This is a genomic window from Bradyrhizobium sp. SPXBL-04 (genome assembly GCF_051853035.1).
GTDB lineage: Bacteria > Pseudomonadota > Alphaproteobacteria > Rhizobiales > Xanthobacteraceae > Bradyrhizobium > Bradyrhizobium zhanjiangense.
In genome coordinates this window covers 7,616,605-7,636,618 of sequence record NZ_CP182472.1, presented here as the reverse complement: position 1 = coordinate 7,636,618, position 20,014 = coordinate 7,616,605, and the positions used below count along the sequence as shown (strand labels likewise).

The following is a 20,014-nucleotide window of genomic DNA, read 5'->3' as shown; positions in this document are numbered from 1 at the left end:
GAAGGCTCTTCCATGTCGAAGCATCGGTGGTTCGAGCAATATCGAGGGCGATGTGGTGCGCTTCGGGTGCCGCCGCATGACGCGACACCAATACGCATTCATGCCCTTCGGCGGACAGCCTGGCGTGGATTGCCGATCCGATAAGCCCCGTACCCCCAACGAGAAGGATGCGCATTACCGGGTCCTTCGGTTGGCGGCCCAGATGCCGCAAACCGCTTCAAACTCTGATGATGCTGACGAATAAAGCGGGGCTGATGCGATCGTTCCTCGCGGCGGAACGGGTGAGTTCGCTGCAACCAGCGCCTAGATTACCGGCCGTTACCACTTACACCTCTGGACCCATCGCGGACACTATATCGGCCTTGGTCCATGGCAGTTTTTGACCCCGTTGCAGCCTTTCGACCTATCGCAGTTGCTGGTAAAATCGGCACAAAGCGCTAGGGAGAGAGCGATGCGGTCTCAGGCGGTGCCTGCACATCCAGTGGGTGGCGATGTCACGTCGACGGTGCTCGCCATCGGCCGCTCCGATTTTCCAAATGTGCTGATCGACACTCTGCGGCGGCAGGCCGATGTCGGCCATTGCATGGTGTTCGCGTTGAGCCGCGCCGGCGCTGCGCGCTGCCTGCTCGATGCCGGCAAAATCCCGATCGGCGGTGATCTCGGCGCCGCCTATGCCGGACATTTCCACGAATCCGATCCCAACCGCGATGCGCTGTTCGAACGCGAGAGCGGCGCGCCGATCATGCTGCCCGCGTTCGCGCCGCGCATGTATGGGGCGCGCTACCGGAAAATCTTCTTCCAGGATTCCGGCATCGTCGACAAATGCGCGACCGCGATCTGGGTCGACGACACCTGCTTCTACGTCAATTTCTACCGCATCGCCGCGCAAGGCCGATTCAGCGCCGCGCAGCGCGAGCGGCTTTGGGCGATTGCACCGGCGATCGGCGCCAGCGTCGCGCGTCATTTTCAGCAGACCGCAACGCCCGATCAGTCTTTAGCTGCCTTGTTCGCGACGCGCGCGCCGCTTGCCGGGCTCACCCCGCGCGAGCAGGAGGTCTGCCGGCACATCCTCGCAGGCTACAGCTCCGAGGCGATCTCGAAAGGGCTCGGCATCAGCCTGCATTCGACCCTGACCTATCGCAAGCGCGCCTATGAGCGGCTCGGCATCTCCTCGCAGAATGAACTGTTCGCGATCGTGCTGCGCCTGCTTGCGGGTCCCCGCAGCCTGAACTGACGGGTACTCCAAGTCCGCGATATCTGCTTCCGAGAGCAAAGCGGATACGCAGCCCGCCCGTCGTGATCGTCGCCCTTTGACCTGAAGCCGCCGTCGATGAAGGGGCGTAGCGTGTCCGCTCCGCCGGACCTCGACTCGTTTCGCGATGAGAAGCGCGTCGTCCACGTCGGGACCTGAATATCGAGCGGTACTCCCGATTTTGATGCTGCCGAACAAGGATTCGGCGTTAACCATCGCTGACGGTTTCAGTCTGAGCGACATCGCTTCGAAGTTTCTTAAATTTTGCTGGGTACCTCTTCCAGGCACAGTGACCTGGGGAAAGATATGGGTAAGCGGGCGAAACGTGGAAAGGCAGAGACGCTCGCGATACCAATGGTCGCGAGAGTCGCGATTGGCGCCGTGGCCGTCGCCGTGGTGGGGTACAGTTTGCTGTCTCGCCCGACGAGCGTGCAACCGATACGAAAACCGGCCGCGCAACAAGCCCAGGCGTCGTCAACTCCGGTTTACGTGGCAACTCCAGTTCGCGCAGCGGCGGCAGCGCCGGCTCCTGCTCCGGCTCCGATTCCGGCTCCGGCGCCTCTGGTCGAACCACCAAAAGCCGCTGACGGTCCCGGAGCACTTGTCCGGCAGGTGGTTGACTACGCCAGCCATCAGACGCCGGGCACCGTGATCATCGATACCGGAAACACTTTCCTTTATTTCGTTCTGAACGACAGGCAAGCGATGCGCTACGGCATCGGTGTCGGCCGCGAAGGTTTCACATGGTCCGGTGAACAGACTGTGGCCCGCAAAGCAGAATGGCCGGATTGGCATCCGCCTGCGGAGATGGTCTCGCGTCAGCCTTATCTGCCGAGGTTCATGGCAGGCGGTCCCGGCAACCCGCTCGGCGCGCGGGCGATGTATCTCGGCGAGACCGAATATAGAATTCACGGCACCAACAAGCCCGATACGATCGGGAAGCGGGTTTCGTCCGGCTGTATCCGGCTGACCAATGAGGACGTCGTGGACCTTTATGAGCGGGTGAAGGTCGGGGCGAAAGTGATCGTGCTTCCGGCAATCGCTGCCCGTCGACCATCCCAGGGAGCGCCGCCCGACGCCGCTTACCGATCGCCGGACCCGGCATCGCCGACGAACCGGCCCTTGGCAGCCAATGCGCAGATGCCGTCATCTGGACCGAGGATCGCCGAGGCCCAGTAACTCAGTCCGTCCCTATCGCTAGGGACAGACGCCGGCCGCGGAGTTCGGTAGTCTGGCCTGGAACAAACCAGAATCCAGGGGAGACCGCCTTGAGCAGCGCGCCGCGCATCGACATTGACCCTGATACATTCTGGGCCGATCCCTATCCGATGCTCGCGGAAATGCGCAAGGAGGCGCCGATCGCCTTCGTGCCGCAGCTCGGCTCGACGCTGCTGACGAGCCGCGACGACATCTCGATCTCCGAGAAGCAGATCGACGTGTTCTCCTCGCACCAGCCGGCAGGCCTGATGAACCGGCTGATGGGCCACAACATGATGCGCAAGGACGGCGAGGCGCATCAGGTCGAGCGCCGCGCGATGTTTCCGACGGTGTCGCCGAAGACGGTGAAGGCGCACTGGACGGCGCAGTTCCAGGCCCATGCCGACCGCATCATCGACGCGATCGAACCCGGGCGCATCGATTTCATGCGCGACTTCGCCTTGCCGTTCTCCGGCGAATGCCTGAAGTCGATCACCGGCCTCACCAATATCGGTTTCCAGGACATGGATGCGTGGTCGCAGGGCATGATCGAGGGCATCGCCAACTATGCCGGCGATCCCGCGGTCGAGGCGCGCTGCCATGCCGCGACGTCAGGCATCGACACCGCGATCGACGACATCCTGCCGGTGATGCGCAAAAATCCCGACCAGAGCATCCTCGGCGTGCTCCTCGCCTCCGGCATGCCCATGGAGAGCGTGCGCGCCAACGTCAAGCTGGCGATCTCAGGCGGCCAGAACGAGCCGCGCAAGGCCATCGCCGGCACGGTCTGGGCGCTGCTCACCCATCCCGACCAGCTCGATCTCGTGCGCAGGGGCGAGGTGTCCTGGCTCCAGGCCTTCGAGGAATACGCCCGCTGGATCTCGCCGATCGGCATGTCGCCGCGCCGCATCGCGAGACCTTGGAGCATCCGCGACGTCTCATTCGAGCTCGATGAGCGCGTGTTCCTGATGTTCGGCTCGGCCAATCGCGACGAGAAGCATTTTGAGCGTGCCGACCAGTTTGACGTGAGACGAGACACGTCGAAGAGCGTCGCCTTTGGCGCCGGCCCGCATTTCTGCGCCGGCGCCTGGGCTTCCCGCGCCATGATCGCCGACGTCGCGCTGCCGACCGTGTTCGCGCGGGCGAAAGAGCTTGAGTTGGCTGACGACGAGCCGGCGCGGTTCGGCGGCTGGGCGTTCCGTGGGCTGCTCAATCTGCCGATGAGGTGGAATTAGCCTGCAATGTATCTGCGCTTCGCGCCAACGGGACGCAAGCGGTTGCCTCAACTGCGGTGTCATCGGGCGATCCAGTACGCCGCGGCGGTTGTGTGAAGCATTGACGCCTCTGGGAGACTGGATTCCCCGCTTTCGCGGGGAATGACGGTGGAGGTGGTGCATGGAGCTTCGCGCCACACGGCTCCTAGTCCGCGACGATGACATAATGCCACTGTTTTGCCCGACGCGTCAAACGAAATTTCGTAAAATAAGAAATCCGTGTTGAAGCAAGACGTTGGCTACTGTGCATGGGGTTGTTTTCGCACTTTCTTACCGGGGCGTGCGATTGTCACATTCGCGTGCAGAAAAAATTCGACCTGCATTCGCTTCCCCGATTGAAAGATTGATCATGCGCGCCGCCTCGCGCGCAGTGCTCGTATCGCTATTTCTCCGCACGTCTCGACACCTCCGACAAGCCGCACCATCATTCGATACACGCGAATGAATGACGGCTAGGTGCGGCCGGGAGTGTTGAATGCAGCGTCGGGACTTTCTGAAGCTTTCCGTTGGAACTGCGGCCACAGCGGCGTTCGCGTCCCGCGCCAACGCGCAAGGCGCGGTGAAGGAAATTCGTATCGGCTACCAGAAGACCGGCGTGTTGGTGATCGCGCGCCAGCAGGCCGCGCTGGAAAAACATTTCACGCCGCAAGGTATCGACGTGAAATGGATCGAGTTCTCTTCGGGCCCGCCGATGATGGAAGCCATGAATGTCGGCAGCGTCGATTTCGGCGCGGTCGGCGATTCCCCGCCGGTGTTCGCCCAGGCCGCGGGCGCCGCGATCGTCTATGCTGCGGGCCAGCCCATCACCAACGGCCAGGGCATCCTGGTGCCTAAGGATTCGCCGATCCGCTCCATCGCTGATCTCAAGGGCAAGCGCGTCGGCTTCACCAAGGGCTCCAGCGCGCACAACATCGTGTTGCAGACCCTGGAGAAGGCGGGCCTCACCTATGCCGACATCACGCCGGTCTATCTCACGCCGCCGGATGCCGGGCCTGCCTTTGCCAATGGCAGCATCGAGGCCTGGGCGATCTGGGATCCTTACTTTGCGATCGGCGAGACCAAGCAGGGCGGCCGCATCCTGATCAATTCGCGCGACGTCACCAGGACCAACTCCTTCTACATCGCCAATCGCGAATTCGCGAAGAACCACAGGGCGGTCCTGCAACAGATCGTCGATGTGACGACCGCGGCGGGTAAATGGGCCGAACAGCACCGCGACGAGGTCGCCAAATCGCTCGCCGCGATCACCGGCGTCCCGCTGGACATTCAGACCGTCGCGGCCAATCGCGCGAACTTCGTGGTCGGGCCCGTCACCGACGACATCGTTGCGACCCAGCAGGGCGTTGCCGACCGCTTCTACAAACTCGGCCTGATCCCGAAGCCGATCGTCATCCGCGACATCGTCTGGCGCAACCCGGCAGCCTGATCGTGCCGACCAGCCTTCCCATCCAAAAGGGTTTGAACATGAGGCGTATCATTCAGCGTCTGATCGCGGCCATCGTGCTGTCGATCGGCATCGTCGCCGCCGCGGTCGGCACGTCCTACGGACAGGATAAAGTGGTCCGCATCGGCTACCAGAAATACGGCAAGCTGGTGCTGCTCAAGAGCAAGGGCACGCTGGAGCCGAAGCTTGCCGCCGACGGCTACAAGGTGGTGTGGACCGAATTCCCGTCGGGTCCGCCGCTGCTCGAAGCGCTCAATGTCGGCGCGATCGATTTCGGCAACACCGGCGAAGCCCCGCCGATCTTTGCGCAAGCCGCCGGCGCGCCGATCCAGTATGTCGCCTATGAGCCGCCGGCGCCGAAGGGCGAGGCGATCCTGGTGCCGAAGGATAGCCCGCTGAAATCGGTCACTGAGCTCAAGGGCAAGAAGGTCGCGCTCAACAAGGGCTCCAACGTCCACTACCTCCTGGTCAAGGCGCTGGAGAAGGCGGGCGTGAAGTATTCCGAGATCGAGCCGGTGTTCCTGGCGCCGGCCGACGCGCGCGCCGCCTTCGAGCGCGGCGCGGTCGATGCCTGGGTGATCTGGGATCCGTTCCAGGCCGCGGCGGAGGCGGCCACCGGTGCGCGCACGCTCGCCGACGGCACCGGCATCGTCGCCAATTACCAGTTCTATTTCTCCTCCAAGAAATTTCTCGAAGCCAATCCGAAGATCGTCGACGCCGTGCTCGCCGAGCTCAGCACTGTCGACGATTGGGCCAAGGGCGACATCCATGTGGTGGCCGAGCAGCTGGCGCCGTCGATCGGCCTCTCGGTCCCCGTGGTCGAGGTCGCGCTGAAGCGGCAGTCCTACGGCATCAAGCCGATCACGGATGCCGTCATCGCCGACCAGCAGCAGGTCGCCGACGCGTTCTTCGCGCTAGGTCTGATCCCGAAGGCAATCAAGATTTCCGACGTGGCGCGCAAACCAGGAACATGAGCAGCAAGATGAGCAAGCAAGCGAACGCCAACATCCTCTGGTTCCTGCCGACCCACGGCGACGGCCGTTATCTCGGCACCGGCATCGGCGGCCGCGAGGTCAATTTCAACTATCTGCGCCAGATCGCACAGGCCGCCGATCAGCTCGGTTATTTCGGCGTGCTGCTGCCGACCGGGCGGTCTTGCGAGGATTCCTGGATCGTCGCCTCCAGCGTCGCGCCATTCACCGAGCGGCTGCGCTACCTCGTCGCCGTTCGCCCCGGCCTGCAAGCGCCGAGTGTCGCCGCGCGCATGACCGCGACGCTCGATCGCATCTCGAACGGCCGGCTTCTCGTCAATGTCGTCACCGGCGGTGATCCCGTCGAGAACAAGGGCGACGGCATCTTCCTCGGCCATGACGAGCGCTACGAGGTCACCCGCGAGTTCCTGAGCGTCTATAGCGACCTGCTCGCCGGAAAGACGGTCAATGTCGAGGGCAAGCACATCCATATCGAGGGCGGCAAGTTGCTGTTTCCTCCCGTGCAGTCGCCGCGTCCGCCGCTCTATTTCGGCGGCTCGTCCGATGCCGGCATCGACGTCGCCGTCGATACCGTCGACAAATATCTCACCTGGGGTGAGCCGCCGGCGCTGGTGGCCGAGAAGATCGCGAAGGTGAGGGATGTCGCCGCAGCGCGTGGGCGAAAGCTCTCCTTCGGCATCCGCCTTCACGTGATCGTCCGCGAAACCAATGAAACGGCCTGGCGTGCCGCGAACGAGCTGATCAAGCATGTCAGCGACGACACCATCGCGCTGGCGCAGAAGAACTTTGCCCGCATGGACTCCGTCGGCCAGCAGCGCATGGCCCAGCTTCATGGCGGCAAACGCGACCAACTCGAGATCGCGCCGAACCTGTGGGCCGGTGTCGGCCTCGTGCGCGGCGGCGCCGGTACCGCGTTGGTCGGCGACGCTCAGACCGTCGCGGCCCGTATCAGGGAGTATCAGGACCTCGGCATCGACACCTTCATCATGTCGGGCTACCCGCATCTGGAGGAAGCCTATCGCTTCGCCGAGCTGGTATTCCCGCTGCTCTCGCTGGAGCAACCCTCAAACGTGACGAAGCTGCACTTCAACGGCGGTCCTTTCGGCGAAACGGTCGGCAGCGATTTCCGTCCGCAGCACCGGGTGTCGCAGTCATGAGCCTGATCGACAGCATTTCGCTTCCGCGCGGCATTCGTTTGCCGCGGGTCGACGGCCTGATCCAGTGGATCGTGCCGCTCGCCATCATCGCGATCTGGCAGGTCGCGAGCGTCACCGGCTTCGTGCCGACCCGGGTGCTGCCGGCGCCGAGCGACGTCGTGCTCGCAGGTTGGAAGCTGCTGCTCTCCGGCGAGCTCGTTCGCAACATCTGGGTCTCGTTCTGGCGCGCCTCGATCGGCTTTCTGATCGGCGGCAGCATCGGTTTCGCGTTCGGGCTCGCCAACGGCCTGTCGCAGCTCTCGGCAAAGCTGACCGACACCACGCTCCAGATGGTGCGCAACGTGCCGCATCTGGCGCTGATCCCGCTGGTCATCCTCTGGTTCGGCATCGACGAGAGCGCAAAGCTGTTCCTGGTGGCGCTGGGCGTGTTCTTCCCGATCTATCTCAACACGCTGCACGGCATCCGCACCGTCGATCCGCAGCTGATTGAGATGGGCCGCATCTACGGCATGACCGATGGCGAATTGTTTCGCCGGGTGATCTTCCCGGGCGCGCTGCCCTCGATCTTCGTCGGCATCCGCTTCGCGCTCGGCATCATGTGGCTGACCCTGATCGTCGCCGAGACCATCGCGGCCTCGTCGGGCCTCGGCTACATGGCGATGCAGGCGCGCGAGTTCATGCTGATCGACGTCGTTGTGCTCTCGATCCTGATCTACGCCCTGCTCGGCAAGCTCGCCGACAGCGCCTCCCGCGTGCTGGAGCGCCTGACACTTTCCTGGCACCCCGCCTTCCAGAAACGTTGAGCAGAAATACTGGGAATCCCATGCAGACAGCGCTTCGTATCTCCCTTCCGGAAACCGAGCTCGCCAGCCGCGCCAATTTCGCGCCGCACGCCCGTGTGGTGCGCGAGGAGCGCCCGACGACGACCGCCGGCCTGCCGCTCAGCATCCGTGGCTTGCGCAAATCCTTCGGCGACAACGAGGTGCTGCGCGGCATCGATCTGCACATCCCCGCCGGCCAGTTCGTCGCCATCGTCGGCAAGAGCGGTTGTGGCAAGAGCACACTGCTGCGGCTCATCGCCGGCCTGGAGAAGATCGACGCCGGCAGCATCAGCTTCGGCCAGGATATCCAGCCCGAGGACATCCGCGTCATGTTCCAGGAGCCGCGGCTGCTGCCCTGGGCGCGCGTGCTCGCCAATGTCGAGGTCGGCCTTGGCCGCGATCGCGCCTCGGGCGATGCGCATGCGCGCGCCGAGAAGGCGCTGACCGAAGTTGGCCTTGCCGACAAGCGCGACCAGTGGCCCTCGGTGCTGTCGGGGGGCCAGAAACAGCGCGTCGCGCTTGGCCGCGCGCTGGTCTCCCGCCCGCGCGTGCTCGCCTTCGACGAGCCGCTCGGCGCGCTGGACGCTTTGACCCGAATCTCGATGCAGCGTCTCTTGGAGCGCGTCTGGCGCGACCAGGGCTTTACCGCGATCCTGGTGACCCATGACGTCGCCGAAGCGGTCGCCTTGGCCGACCGGGTGCTGGTGATCGAGGAGGGCCGGATCGCCCATGACGTCACGGTTAACGCGGCCCGGCCTCGCCAGCGCGGTTCGGCCGAGCTTGCGGGGCTCGAAGGCTCGATCCTGAGTCACCTGTTATCGGCGGACGATCGTACCTAAATACAGAGAACCCCCATTTCGGGGAGCAACGCCATGAATGTAGTGCCCCGCGATCTTATGACCGAAATCCCTGTCTCGTCCGCCGATTTCCGCGGCGCTATGCGCCACCTCACCGGCGGCGTCAGCGTCATCACCGCCGGGCGGGGCAGGGACATCACCGGCATGACGGTGACCTCGGTGACCTCGCTATCAGTCGAACCGCCGACACTGCTGGTCAGCATCAACAGGGACGCCTCGTCCTTTCCATTGATCCGTCGCCACAGTGCCTTCGGCGTGAACATCCTCAATGCCGACCAGCTCGATGTCGCCGAACGTTTTGCCGGCAAGGGCGGACTGAAGGGCGCCGACCGCTTTGCAGGCGCCCAATGGGTGACATCAGTTTCGGGTGTTCCGCTGCTGGTGGGCGCGCTCTCGGCGTTCGACTGCGAGGTCGAGGAGATCATCGAGCGTCACTCGCACGGCATCGTCATCGGCCGTGTCAGGGATATCAGGAGCTCGACCCGCACCGCCGCGCTGGCCTATTGGCATGGGCAATATGTGGCAGTCGACCAGGACGAAGATGCGGCCAGGCTCGCCGACGTCAGCGTTCCCGCGCGCGCCCGGCGCGGCATTTGATCGCCGCTGGCCGGCGGCCCACAGGCTGGCCTTTTTCCCGTCATCGCTCTAGAAGCGCCTGAGCCTTCCGCCGGGACGGCAATGGAGCGGATCGATGAAGCGCGTTGCGACCTGGGCCTTCTACGCTATCGGCGCGCTCGCGATCGCCTATCTCGCGCTCTATGCCTATGCGATGTTCAGCGGCCAGCCGATCGTGCCGGGCGATCCCATCCACATCTTCCGCAAGCCCGACGCGCCGAGTTATTCGTAGGACCTCCTAGGTCTCGTAGGGTGGGCAAAGCGAAGCGTGCCCACCACTTCTATCCAGCGAAGACAAATGGTGGGCACGGCGCAAGTGCGCCTTTGCCCACCCTACGACACCTGCGTTCACCCCCTTAAAATCGCCAACGCCAGCGCCTGTGCGCGCGGCACGATGCTGTCGAGCTCGAGATATTCCTCCGGCGTGTGCGCGAGCCCGCCGACCGGCCCGAGGCCGCAGATGGTCGGCGTGCCCACGGCGGCGGTGAAACCGGAATCAGCGCAGCCGCCGGAGAACTCACCCTGGAGCGTGGTAAGGCCGACCTCTCTTGCGGCGGCCTGATAGCCTTCGAACAGCGCCTTCGACTCCGCGCTCTGCACCACCGGCACGAACTCGCCCTTGATCGTCAGCGTCACGCTGGTACCCGGCACGTAGGACGTCGCGACGATCTGCTCGATCGCGGCCATCACCGTCGCGCGGTCTGCGGGATCGACATAGCGCAGGTCGATCTGGCCTTCCGCGTAAGGCGCCGTGGTGTTGACGGATTGCCCGCCCGAGACCAGGCCGACATTGAGCGTGATGCCCTTGTCGAGATTGGTCAGCTCGTGGATCTGCACGATCTTGTGCGCGAGCTCGCCGATCGCGCTGACGCCGGCGGCGAAATTGGCGCCGGAATGCGCGGCTTTACCGGTGATGGCAAGATGCATGAAGATGCCGCCCTTGCGCCCCGTGACGACGTTCCCGGTGGGGCGGCCCGGCTCCGAATTGAACACGGCGCGCGCGGCGCCTCCTTCGCGCTCGATCACCGGCCGCGAGGAGGGCGAGCCGATCTCCTCGTCCGAGGTGATCAGCAGCTTGATCGGATGCGGATTGCCGCCGAATTTGTGGAAGGCGGTCGCCACGAACACGTTCATGACGAGCCCGGACTTCATGTCGGCAACGCCGGGTCCATAGGCGCGGCCATCTCGAATCGTAAATGGACGCCGCCCGGCCTCGCCCTTACCGAACACGGTGTCGCGATGTCCCATCAACAGCACCGGCTTCTCGTTGCTGCCGGGCTTGGCCACCTCGGCATGGATCGCATCGCCGAAGCTGTCGTTTTCCTCGCGCCGGTACGGAATGCCATGCTCGGCAAAATGCCGCTCGAACCGCGCACCGACCGCATCGACGCCTTCCTTGTCGTAGGATCCGGAATCGATGTTCACGACCTCGCGGAGCAGATCGATCATCGCTTGCCGCTGCGACGCCAGCCAATCCGTGATTTGAGCTTCAGACATGTTTATCCCCGTGTGGTTCTCACGGGGGTTATAGAGCCTCGCGCTGCCGCGACCTAGTCGCCGGATGCGGTGCGGCCATGTTGCGCGCTATGGATTGGGACGCGTAGTGCCTCCTCAGTGTCGTCCTGGCGAAAGCCAGGACCCATACCGCGGAGCCTCTCGAGTATGGGCGGTAGGTGTACCGGACGACTAATCTTCGCCAAACTTCTCCCTGGGGTAATGGGTCCTGGCTTTCGCCAGGACGACACTGAGAGTGCGACGCAGGTTGCCTTGAAAACAAAATGCCCGGGACTGGCCCGGGCATCTGCATTCTCGATCAGCGTGGCCGCCTCACGCCCCGATCGGCACGCGCGGATATTCACCCGGTGTGCCCGCTGGCGGGATCGGGATGCCGCCGTCGGCGTATTCGTTGAGCTTGTTGCGCAGCGTGCGGATCGAAATCCCCAAGATGTTGGCGGCATGGGTGCGGTTGCCGAGACAGTGCTTCAGCGTCTCCAGGATCAGGTCGCGCTCGACATCGGCGACCGTGCGCCCCACAAGCGCCCGCGTCACCTGCTCGGCGGCCATCGTGGCATGCGCCACCGCCGGTGCAGTCTTGGCGAGGTCGAGGCGGTCGCCGTCGGGCGTGATGATCGCGTCGGGGCCGATCTCGTCGCCCTGCGCCATCAGCACGGCGCGATGCATGGTGTTTTCGAGCTCGCGAACGTTGCCCTGCCAGCGGTTGCTGGAGAGCACGCGGCGCACCTCCGCCGAGATCGGGCGTAGCGGCACGCCGTTGGCCTCGGCATATTTCTTCACGAAGTGCTGGGCGAGCTCGAGGATGTCGGCGGGACGCTCGCGCAGCGGCGGGATCTTCAAATTCACGACGTTGAGGCGGAACAGCAGATCCTCGCGGAACGTGCCTTCGCGCACGGCTTCAGCGAGGTTGCGGTTCGAGGTCGCGATGATGCGAATGTCCACCGGCACCGGCTTGGTGCCGCCGACGCGGTCGATCACGCGTTCCTGGATGGCGCGCAAGAGCTTGGATTGCAGGCGGACGTCCATCTCCGAGATTTCGTCGAGCAGCAGCGTGCCGCCGGTCGCCTCTTCGAACTTGCCGATACGGCGGGCGACCGCGCCGGTGAAGGCGCCCTTCTCGTGGCCGAACAGTTCGGATTCCAGCAGATGCTCGGGGATCGCGGCGCAGTTGATCGAGATGAACGGGCGCTTGGCGCGTGCCGAGCGGGTGTGGACGTAGCGGGCCAGCACTTCCTTGCCGGTGCCGGACTCGCCGGTGATCATCACCGAGGCGTCGGAGCCCGCGATCTGCTGGGCGAGCTTGATCACCCTGGCCATCGCCTCGTCGCGACAGACCAGCTCGCGGGAATCATTGGCAACGGCAGCCAGCACCGCGGCGATCAGCTCCGGATCCGGCGGCAGCGGGATGTATTCCTTGGCGCCGGCATGGATCGCGGCGACCGCGGCGCGGGCATCGTTGGTGATGCCGCAGGCGACGATCGGGGCGTGAATGTGCTCGGCCTCCAGCCGCATCACGAGGTCGCGGATGTCGAGCGCGACGTCGACCAGCAGGAGGTCGGCACCCTTGCCGCCGCGCAAGACGCGCATCGCCTGCTCGTGATCCTCGGCATGGGTCACGGTGGCGCCGTTCTCCATCGCGATCTTGGTGGCGGTGGTGAGCTGGCCCTTCAATGTGCCAACGATGAGAAGCCGCATGTCAGTCTCCTGTCCGTCTGGTCGCGCTGCCGCGCGTCATTCCCGTGTGTTCGCTAGCCGCGTTCGGTCTTGATGATTTCGGTCATGGTCACGCCGAGCTTGTCCTCGACCAGCACCACCTCGCCGCGGGCGACGAGACGGTTGTTGACGTAGATGTCGATGGCCTCGCCGACGCGGCGGTCGAGCTCGAGCACGGTGCCGGGCCCGAGCTTCAACAGCTCGCCGACATCCATCTTGGAGCGGCCGAGCACAGCCGAGACCTGCACCGGCACGTCGAACACGGCTTCGAGGTCGGCGGCGACGCGCGCCGCATATTCGTCCTCGTTGTAGCCGACGTCGGTGCCGGCAGGCGGCATCGGGCCGTTGAGATCGGGCAGCGGGACCTGTCCGTCGGTGTCGCTCATGGCTTAATTCCCCCTGCGGGACGCGATATAGCGTCCGACCATGTCGTCGATCTTGGCTGCGATGGCGCCGCGCTCCAGCACGACGCCGCCATCGGCCCATTCGATCCGGCAGTCGCCGGTGGCAATCTCCGGCTCGGCCAGGATGACCAGCCGGCCTTCGAAGCCGCTCTGCTTGGCGAGCCGCTCGAACTTGTCGCGCGCAGCGTCGTAGAGCGCGTCGTTGATGCGGACGACGAGATGCGGCGTCGCCACCAGATGCGAGAAGCAGTCCTTGACAAGTGCGACGATCTCGCCGAGCGGCTCGGCGGCGACCAGGTCGGCGCACAGCTTGCGCGCCACCGCGACCGCGACGTCGACCGCCTCGGTCTCCATCTTGGACTCGATGTTGCCGATGCCGGAGGCGATGCCCCGGATCGCGATGTTGATCTCCTCCATGGCGAGCGCAACGCGGCGGTCGCTCTCGGCCTTGGCCTCGCGCTGGCCGGCGGCAAAGCCGTCCTGATAGGCGCGTGCCTCGGCTTCCGCGATCTTCTGGGCGATCTCGGCCGCCGTCGCGGCCTTCTCGCGCGTCGAGCGCTCGGGCGCGGCGAAGTCGGTATCGAACAGGAATTTTGCCGGAGCGCCCATCAGTACACCAGCTCGTCGTCGGCGCGATTCTTGGTCAGCATGATCTCGCCCTTGGCGGCGAGGTCCTTGGCGAGGTTGACGAGCAGCGCCTGCGCCTCGTCGACGTCGCGCAGGCGCACCGGCCCCATCGCCGCCATGTCGTCCTGGAGCATCTTGGCCGCGCGCGAGGACATGTTGCCGAAGAAGAAGCTGCGGACGTCCTCGTTGGCGCTCTTGAGCGCGACACCGAGCTTGTCCTTGTCGACGTTGCGCATCAGGGTCTGGGCCGAGCCGGAGTCCAGCTTGACGAGGTCGTCGAAGGTGAACATCAGCGCCTTGATGCGCTCGGCCGATTCCCGGTTCTCCTCTTCCAGCGAGGTGATGAAGCGGGTCTCGGTCTGGCGATCGAAATTGTTGAAGATTTCCGCCATCACCTCGTGGGCGTCGCGACGGCGGGTCTGCGACAGGTTGGACATGAATTCGGTGCGCAGCGTCTTCTCCACGCTCTCGATCACCTCCTTCTGCACGGCTTCCATCTTCAGCATGCGGTTGACGACGTCGAGCGCGAGCTCCTCCGGGAAGATGCCGAGCACGCGGGCGGCGTGCTCCGGCTTCAGCTTCGACAGCACCACCGCGATGGTTTGCGGATATTCGTTCTTGAGATAGTTCGCGAGCACCTCTTCCTGCACGTTGGAGAGCTTCTCCCACATGTTGCGGCCGGCGGGGCCGCGGATCTCGTCCATAATGCCGTTGACGCGCTCCGGCGGCAGGTATTGCTGGAGCAGTCGCTCGGTGGCGTCGAAATTGCCCATCAGCGCGCCCGAGGCCGACATGCGCGAGACGAATTCGAGCAGCATGTCCTCGACGGTGTCGACCTCGACGGTACCGAGTGTCGACATCTCCAGCGAGAGCTGGCGCACCTCGTCGTCGTCGAGCAGCGACCAGATCTTGCCGCCATATTGCTCACCCAGCGCCAGCATCAGGATCGCGGCACGCTTCGGCCCGCCCAACGCGGCGGTCTTGGCGCCGCCCGCGCGGTTGCCGGCGCGCTGACCGAGCGTGGAGATCACGCTGGTGATGTCGTTGGAGTTGGCGTTCTGCAGATTGGCGGCCATGTCAGATCACTTCTTGATTCACTTGGCAAAGTTACTTGGCTTGGTTATTTCGCGGGTTCGGTCAGCCATTGGCGGATGATGGCGACGGTTTCGTTGGGGTTGCGCTCGGCGAGCTCGCCGACGCGATGAACGGACTGGGCGTGAACCTGGCCCTGAATGGTGGCGACGTCGATGGCGCTGGCGGCGCCGCCCGGCAGCAGCGGCTGGCCGGTGGCGGGTGCGGCCTCTTCCGAAGCGGAGGGGCCCGTCAGCACGCCGGAGATGGCGGCGGCGACTTCATCGGAGGCGAGGATGCGCTTGACCAGCGGGCGGATCACCAGGAACAGCACGACCAGGCCGAGCAGCATCATCACGCCGAGCTCGACGAAGTACATGACGTCGTCCTTGGTGAACTGGAGCATGCCGAGGAAGCCCGAAGGTTCGCCGATCGGAGCGGTGGAGGGCGCATCGGCAAAGCGGAGGTTAATGACCTCGACCTGGTCGCCGCGCTTCTGGTCGAAGCCGATCGCCGAGCGCACCAGCGCGGCGATGCGGTCGAGCTGCTCCTTGGTGCGGTCCTGATAGGCCAGCTCGCCCTTGTCGTTCTTGGAATAGATGCCGTCGACCAGCACCGCGACCGAGATGCGGTTGACCCGGCCGGCCTCGGTCACTTCGGTCTTGGTGGTGCGGGAGATCTCGTAATTGTTGGTCTCTTCGGTCTTCTTGCTCTGGTCCTTGGCCGCGACGCCGTTGTTCTGCTGATTGCCGGGCAGCTCGTTATTGACTGTGACCTGGCCGTTGTTGTCGGCGGTCATGCTCTGCTCTTCGCGGGTCTGGCTCGAGCGCAGCACGCGGCCTTCGGGATCGAACTTGTCCGAGGTCTGGGTGACCTTGTTGAAGTCGAAATCGGCGGAGAGCTGTACGCGGGCGCGGCCGGAGCCGACCACGGAGGAGACGATGTCCTCGACCTGCTTGCGCATCCGCTTCTCGAAGGCGATGCGGCGCTCGTCGCCGACCGCCTGCTCCGGATCGGTCGCGGCGCCGTCGGCCAGCAGCTGGCCGGCTTCGTCGACGATCGAGACCCGCTGCGGCTTCAGCCCGTTGACGGCGGAGGCGACGAGATGGCGGATGGCGCGGATCTGCTGGGCTTCCAGCGAGCCGCGGACGCGGACCACGATCGAGGCCGACGGCTCCGGCGCCTCGCGCGCGAACAGCGGGCGCTCGGGCAGCACCAGGTGGACCCGGGCAGCCTGGATGCGGTCGATGGCGCGGATGGTGCGGGCGAGCTCGCCTTCGAGCGCGCGGAGGTGATTGATGTTCTGGACGAAGGAGGTGGTGCCGAGCGCGTCCGACTTGTCGAACACCTCGTAGCCGACGCCGCCGCCCTTGGGCAGGCCGCCCTCGGCAAGCTTCATCCGCAGGCGCGTGACCTTGTCCTTGGGCACCATGATGATGGAGCCCTCGTTACGGATCTCGAACTGGATGCCCTGGCGCTCCAGGTCCTTGATGATGCCCGAGGAATCCTCGACACTGAGGTCGGTGAACAGCGTCGTCATCTGCGGCGTGGTGACGCGCATGATGACGAACGCGAAGAAGCCGATGAGCGCGGCGGTGACCGCGATCATTGCCCCGAATCGGGCGGCCCCGATACCTTTCAGGAAGTCGACCAGACCTTGCAAGCAACCGCCCCAACAGCTTCGGCCGCTTTCACTGGAAAGGCCGAGTGGGCAATTATTGCCTAGGTGATGGTTTCGATATGGTTAACGACGGTTAAGAGGTCGGACAAAAGTTAACACCATGAAAAATCGGCCTCGCAGAGCGAGGCCGATTTTCGTCAAAAGCTGCAGATTTCCGGATCGCTTACTGGCGATATTGCTGGATGCGGGTGGTGCGAAGACCCGCCAGACCGTGCTGGTCGATGGAAAACTGCCAGGAGAGGAATTCGTCGACCGTCAGGGTATAACGGCTGCAGGCCTCCTCAAGGGAGAGAAGTCCACCGCGCACAGCGGCGACGACCTCGGCCTTGCGGCGGATGACCCAGCGTTTGGTGCCGGGTGCAGGCAGATCCGCGATCGTCAACGGACTGCCGTCCGGCCCGATGACGTATTTTACCCTCGGGCGATGGGGTTCTGTCATGGCGTACTCACAAACTCTCAACCACTGAACTCACGCCGTAACCCTACGCCCCGCGGCTTAAAAATCCGCTAAGCCTAAGGCTTCAATACAATTCTCGTTGAAACTGGCTGGAACGGGCTCGTCTCGGCCGGCGGGACGGGTGCGTCCAGGCCAGTCGAGGGGGACTTCGTAAATACTTTACTAACGAACGAGGCCTGCGCGCGCTCTTTCGGGCGTCGTCCCGGCCTAGTGCGCAATTGCGCACGGGAGGCCGGGACCCATAACCACAGGGAGGAGTTTGGCGAAGACCCGTAGTTCGGAAGTCTTTCTTGGTACTGCTACCAGCGGTTCATCGATAGATCACGCGGTATGGATCCCGGCCTTCGCCGGGATGACACCGTATATGTAACGGCCCACCAGCCCTCAATTGCTGCCGGTGGCGATGATGCTCTTGACCTGGCTCAGGGTGTAGCTGGCGCCGTCGATGGTGAGCAGCGGCGGCGACTGGGTCAGGTCGACCGATGACACCGTGCCCTGCACCTGCGCGGCGATGCCGACGGTGTTGTTCGCCACATCCTTGCCCGTGGCCGAGATCGTGTACTTGCCGTCAGGCCATTGCGTGCCGTCATTGCCCATGCCGTTCCAGGTGAAGGGGATGTCGGTGCCGGCGGCGGCGGTATATTTGCCAGTGAACACAGTCTGGCCGCTGGCATTGGCGACGGTGATGTCGACGGTCGAGTCGGTCGGCACATTGAGATGCCAGGTCGCCGACGATTTCGTCATGGTCGCGGTCGAGCCGTCGACCAGGGCGGTCTTGCCGACGAAGCCCAGCGCCTGGGTCGCCTGCGTGGTCTGCTGCAGGGTGACGAGCTGGGACAGCGAATCGTTGGTCTTGAGCTGCTGCTCGACGCCGGCGAACTGCACCAGCTGCTGGGTGAACTGGTTGGTGTCGAGCGGATCCAGCGGGTTCTGGTTCTGCAGCTGCGTCGTCAGCAGCGTCAGGAAGGTCTGGAAATTACCGGCGAGCGTCGATCCCGTGGTCGAGCTCAGCGAGTTCGACGAGGAGGATTTCGGGATGTCGGTCGTCCCGGAGACGACGGAAGGTGCGGTGGCGGCATTCGTGGTGGCCATGTCGAATACTCCTTACACTCTGATGTCGACGCCGCTGCTCGGCCCATACATGCGGCCGTAGCCGCGCCCGACGGGCGCCGCTGCAACGGTTTCGTCCTCGCTGATGATCAGCCGGCGGGCATTGCCGCCATTGTCGTTGTTCTGGCCGGAGTTCTGGCCCGATGAATTCTGGTCGCGCAGGCTGAAGGACAACCCGTTGCTGCCGGTCTTGAAACCGGCATCGTCGAGCGCGCGCTGCAATTGCGGCGCGTCCTGACGCAGCATTTGCAGCGTTTCCGGCTTCTCCACGGTGAGATGCGAGGTGACCTGGCCGTTGCGGTCGACATTGATGCGGACGTCGATGCGGCCGAGCTCGACCGGATCGAGGCTGATGTCGAAGCGGGACTTGCCGGCGCGCACGGCGGCCGCGATCTCGATCGGTATGCCGCTGATCGGCACCGCCGTGTTGGTTGCCGCGGTTGCGGTGAGCGTCGCGGTCGATGCAGTGGCGGTCGAGGTCGTATTGGTCAGCGGCGCCTGCACGGCGGAGGCGGCTTGTGCGCTGGTATCCGTCGCGGCGACAGCCGCCTGCGGTCCCGCATGAATGTGCGCGGCGGATGCGCCAGGGGCCGCATCGGCGGTACGCTCGGTGCCAGCCGCCTTCGCGTCAGCCGCTCCGCCATCTGCCTGCGGCCTGGCGGCCTGGGGATGCGCGGCGGCGTTGAGGGGCGCTGCGCCCGCTGCTTGCGGCGTGGCGGCGTTCGCCTTGCCGGTATCCTGGCCGATATTGGAGATGTCGGTCTGGGCCTGCGCCGTGGCCGCGGCCTTGAATGAGGTCTTTGGCGTGCCCTGGTCCACGGCGGCGATCAGGCCGCCATTGGCTTTCGCATCGGTCGCGGTGGCCTCGCTCGTGCCGGTCGCGGTCTCGCCGAGCGTGGTCGTGGTGTCCGCATCGATCTTCGCGCTCGCGGTCTTGGCGCTCTTGTCGCCCGCGGTGGCGGTATCGGTCTTGGCGCCCTGGATCTGCGCCGCGGTGGAGGCGCTGGCGGCGAGGCCGGCGGCGGCGATCGTCAGCGGTGAGGCGGAGCCGGTGGCCTGGTTCGCAGCCGCATTCGGATCGACCGGCACGACCGGTGCGGCAACGACGATCGCGTTCGGATCGGGCACGGCGACTTGCGTCGCATCGGTCGCCACGGCGGCCGCCGCATCGACGGCGGCCACGACGGTGTCGGTGCCGTCGGTCTTGTCACCCTTGGTCTCGTCGGATTTGTCGGCCGATTTGGCGTCGGAGGCCTCGACCTTGTCCTTGGTCTTGCCGGCGTCCTTGGCCGGATGGGTCGTCGTGTCGTCGATCTTGCTATCGTCCTTGGCGGGCGCGGACGCGTCGGCGTCGTCGCTCGCCTTGCTCTGCGAGGACGACTGATCCGTGGACGACGTGTCGCGCGCAGCTCTGTCCGAGGAGGACGACGAAGATGACGCATCGCTCCGGCGCGGCGCGCTGTCCTGCGCCTGCGAGGCTGCCTTGTTGCTGATCGCCTGGGTGTTGCTGTCGACCATCGAGCCGAAGGAGTCGGTCGCGGAATTATCCTTCGCCGCTTGCGACCGGGTAGGCTTTTGCTGCGCGCTTTGGACTTGCACGCTTGCCACGACATCTGACGTCCGACCGACCACAGGCGACCCCTTGGAAACATCTTCGGCCTGGAGAGGAGCAAGGAGCGGGCCACCGTCCCTTCATGGAAATTTCAATAGTAAAATCAAAATCTTGCGAAATCGGCGCGGCCGCTATGAGGTCTGCCGCGACCCCGTCATTTCTGCCGCCCCGGCAAGAATTGCCCTAAGCTGGCCGCCCGCGTGATTGCTTCACCG

19 protein-coding genes and 1 pseudogene are annotated in these 20,014 nt (G+C 64.7%); 10 read left to right on the top strand and 10 right to left on the bottom strand.

Features of this window, described 5'->3' with window-relative positions:
• Positions 1-16: 16 nt before the first annotated feature.
• Positions 17-175 (bottom strand): annotated as a pseudogene (locus ACNJX8_RS36380) (NAD-dependent epimerase/dehydratase family protein); the annotation flags it as partial.
• A 276-nt stretch (positions 176-451) separates the two neighbouring features.
• Between ACNJX8_RS36380 and ACNJX8_RS36375 the strand changes: the two are divergent.
• From ACNJX8_RS36375 to ACNJX8_RS36330, 10 genes are all read left to right on the top strand, one after another.
• Positions 452-1,234 carry a helix-turn-helix transcriptional regulator gene (locus ACNJX8_RS36375; protein WP_439358622.1) on the top strand — a complete coding sequence of 261 codons (783 nt, stop codon included), beginning with the start codon at positions 452-454 and terminating at the stop codon, positions 1,232-1,234.
• A 324-nt stretch (positions 1,235-1,558) separates the two neighbouring features.
• Positions 1,559-2,431 (top strand): L,D-transpeptidase, encoded by an 873-nt coding sequence (locus ACNJX8_RS36370; RefSeq protein ID WP_439358621.1) that lies wholly within the window; start codon positions 1,559-1,561, stop codon positions 2,429-2,431.
• An 89-nt stretch (positions 2,432-2,520) separates the two neighbouring features.
• Complete coding sequence (locus ACNJX8_RS36365) at positions 2,521-3,684, top strand: cytochrome P450 (RefSeq protein ID WP_439358620.1); 1,164 nt, start codon at positions 2,521-2,523, stop codon at positions 3,682-3,684.
• A 514-nt stretch (positions 3,685-4,198) separates the two neighbouring features.
• Entirely contained in the window at positions 4,199-5,149 is a 951-nt protein-coding gene (locus tag ACNJX8_RS36360; RefSeq protein WP_439358619.1) for a sulfonate ABC transporter substrate-binding protein, read from the top strand.
• 38 nt (positions 5,150-5,187) lie between these two features.
• Positions 5,188-6,141 carry a sulfonate ABC transporter substrate-binding protein gene (locus ACNJX8_RS36355; protein ID WP_128943796.1) on the top strand — a complete coding sequence of 318 codons (954 nt, stop codon included), beginning with the start codon at positions 5,188-5,190 and terminating at the stop codon, positions 6,139-6,141.
• Positions 6,138-7,316 carry an FMNH2-dependent alkanesulfonate monooxygenase gene (gene ssuD, locus ACNJX8_RS36350; RefSeq protein ID WP_439358618.1) on the top strand — a complete coding sequence of 393 codons (1,179 nt, stop codon included), beginning with the start codon at positions 6,138-6,140 and terminating at the stop codon, positions 7,314-7,316. Before ACNJX8_RS36355 ends, ssuD begins: the two co-directional genes overlap by 4 nt.
• Positions 7,313-8,119 carry an aliphatic sulfonate ABC transporter permease SsuC gene (gene ssuC / locus ACNJX8_RS36345; RefSeq protein WP_439358617.1) on the top strand — a complete coding sequence of 269 codons (807 nt, stop codon included), beginning with the start codon at positions 7,313-7,315 and terminating at the stop codon, positions 8,117-8,119. Before ssuD ends, ssuC begins: the two co-directional genes overlap by 4 nt.
• A 20-nt stretch (positions 8,120-8,139) precedes the next feature.
• Positions 8,140-8,976, top strand: coding sequence for an ATP-binding cassette domain-containing protein (locus ACNJX8_RS36340; RefSeq protein ID WP_439358616.1), 837 nt, complete (start codon positions 8,140-8,142; stop codon positions 8,974-8,976).
• A 33-nt stretch (positions 8,977-9,009) separates the two neighbouring features.
• On the top strand, positions 9,010-9,591 hold the full coding sequence (locus tag ACNJX8_RS36335; RefSeq protein ID WP_128943792.1) for a flavin reductase family protein: 582 nt from the start codon (positions 9,010-9,012) through the stop codon (positions 9,589-9,591).
• Positions 9,592-9,685: 94 nt separating this feature from the next.
• Complete coding sequence (locus tag ACNJX8_RS36330; RefSeq protein WP_008131268.1) at positions 9,686-9,841, top strand: hypothetical protein; 156 nt, start codon at positions 9,686-9,688, stop codon at positions 9,839-9,841.
• A gap of 116 nt (positions 9,842-9,957) precedes the next feature.
• On the opposite strand, the gene ACNJX8_RS36325 is transcribed toward ACNJX8_RS36330, so the two are convergent.
• The 9 genes from ACNJX8_RS36325 to ACNJX8_RS36285 form a co-directional block, all read right to left on the bottom strand.
• Entirely contained in the window at positions 9,958-11,106 is a 1,149-nt protein-coding gene (locus ACNJX8_RS36325) for a M20 family metallopeptidase (protein ID WP_439358615.1), read from the bottom strand.
• 330 nt (positions 11,107-11,436) lie between these two features.
• On the bottom strand, positions 11,437-12,819 hold the full coding sequence (gene flbD / locus ACNJX8_RS36320) for a sigma-54-dependent transcriptional regulator FlbD (RefSeq protein WP_439358614.1): 1,383 nt from the start codon (positions 12,817-12,819) through the stop codon (positions 11,437-11,439).
• Positions 12,820-12,872: 53 nt separating this feature from the next.
• On the bottom strand, positions 12,873-13,223 hold the full coding sequence (gene fliN / locus ACNJX8_RS36315) for a flagellar motor switch protein FliN (RefSeq protein ID WP_091888362.1): 351 nt from the start codon (positions 13,221-13,223) through the stop codon (positions 12,873-12,875).
• Positions 13,224-13,226: 3 nt separating this feature from the next.
• Positions 13,227-13,850, bottom strand: a complete 624-nt coding sequence (locus ACNJX8_RS36310) for a FliH/SctL family protein (RefSeq protein ID WP_249758107.1) — start codon at positions 13,848-13,850, stop codon at positions 13,227-13,229.
• Positions 13,850-14,944, bottom strand: coding sequence for a flagellar motor switch protein FliG (fliG, locus tag ACNJX8_RS36305; protein WP_128936423.1), 1,095 nt, complete (start codon positions 14,942-14,944; stop codon positions 13,850-13,852). Before fliG ends, ACNJX8_RS36310 begins: the two co-directional genes overlap by 1 nt.
• A 44-nt stretch (positions 14,945-14,988) precedes the next feature.
• On the bottom strand, positions 14,989-16,602 hold the full coding sequence (fliF, locus tag ACNJX8_RS36300; RefSeq protein WP_439358613.1) for a flagellar basal-body MS-ring/collar protein FliF: 1,614 nt from the start codon (positions 16,600-16,602) through the stop codon (positions 14,989-14,991).
• 181 nt (positions 16,603-16,783) lie between these two features.
• Entirely contained in the window at positions 16,784-17,059 is a 276-nt protein-coding gene (sciP, locus tag ACNJX8_RS36295) for a CtrA inhibitor SciP (RefSeq protein WP_002714638.1), read from the bottom strand.
• 402 nt (positions 17,060-17,461) lie between these two features.
• Positions 17,462-18,169, bottom strand: coding sequence for a flagellar hook assembly protein FlgD (locus ACNJX8_RS36290; RefSeq protein ID WP_091888371.1), 708 nt, complete (start codon positions 18,167-18,169; stop codon positions 17,462-17,464).
• 12 nt (positions 18,170-18,181) lie between these two features.
• Positions 18,182-19,819, bottom strand: coding sequence for a flagellar hook-length control protein FliK (locus ACNJX8_RS36285; protein ID WP_439358612.1), 1,638 nt, complete (start codon positions 19,817-19,819; stop codon positions 18,182-18,184).
• Positions 19,820-20,014: the final 195 nt, after the last annotated feature.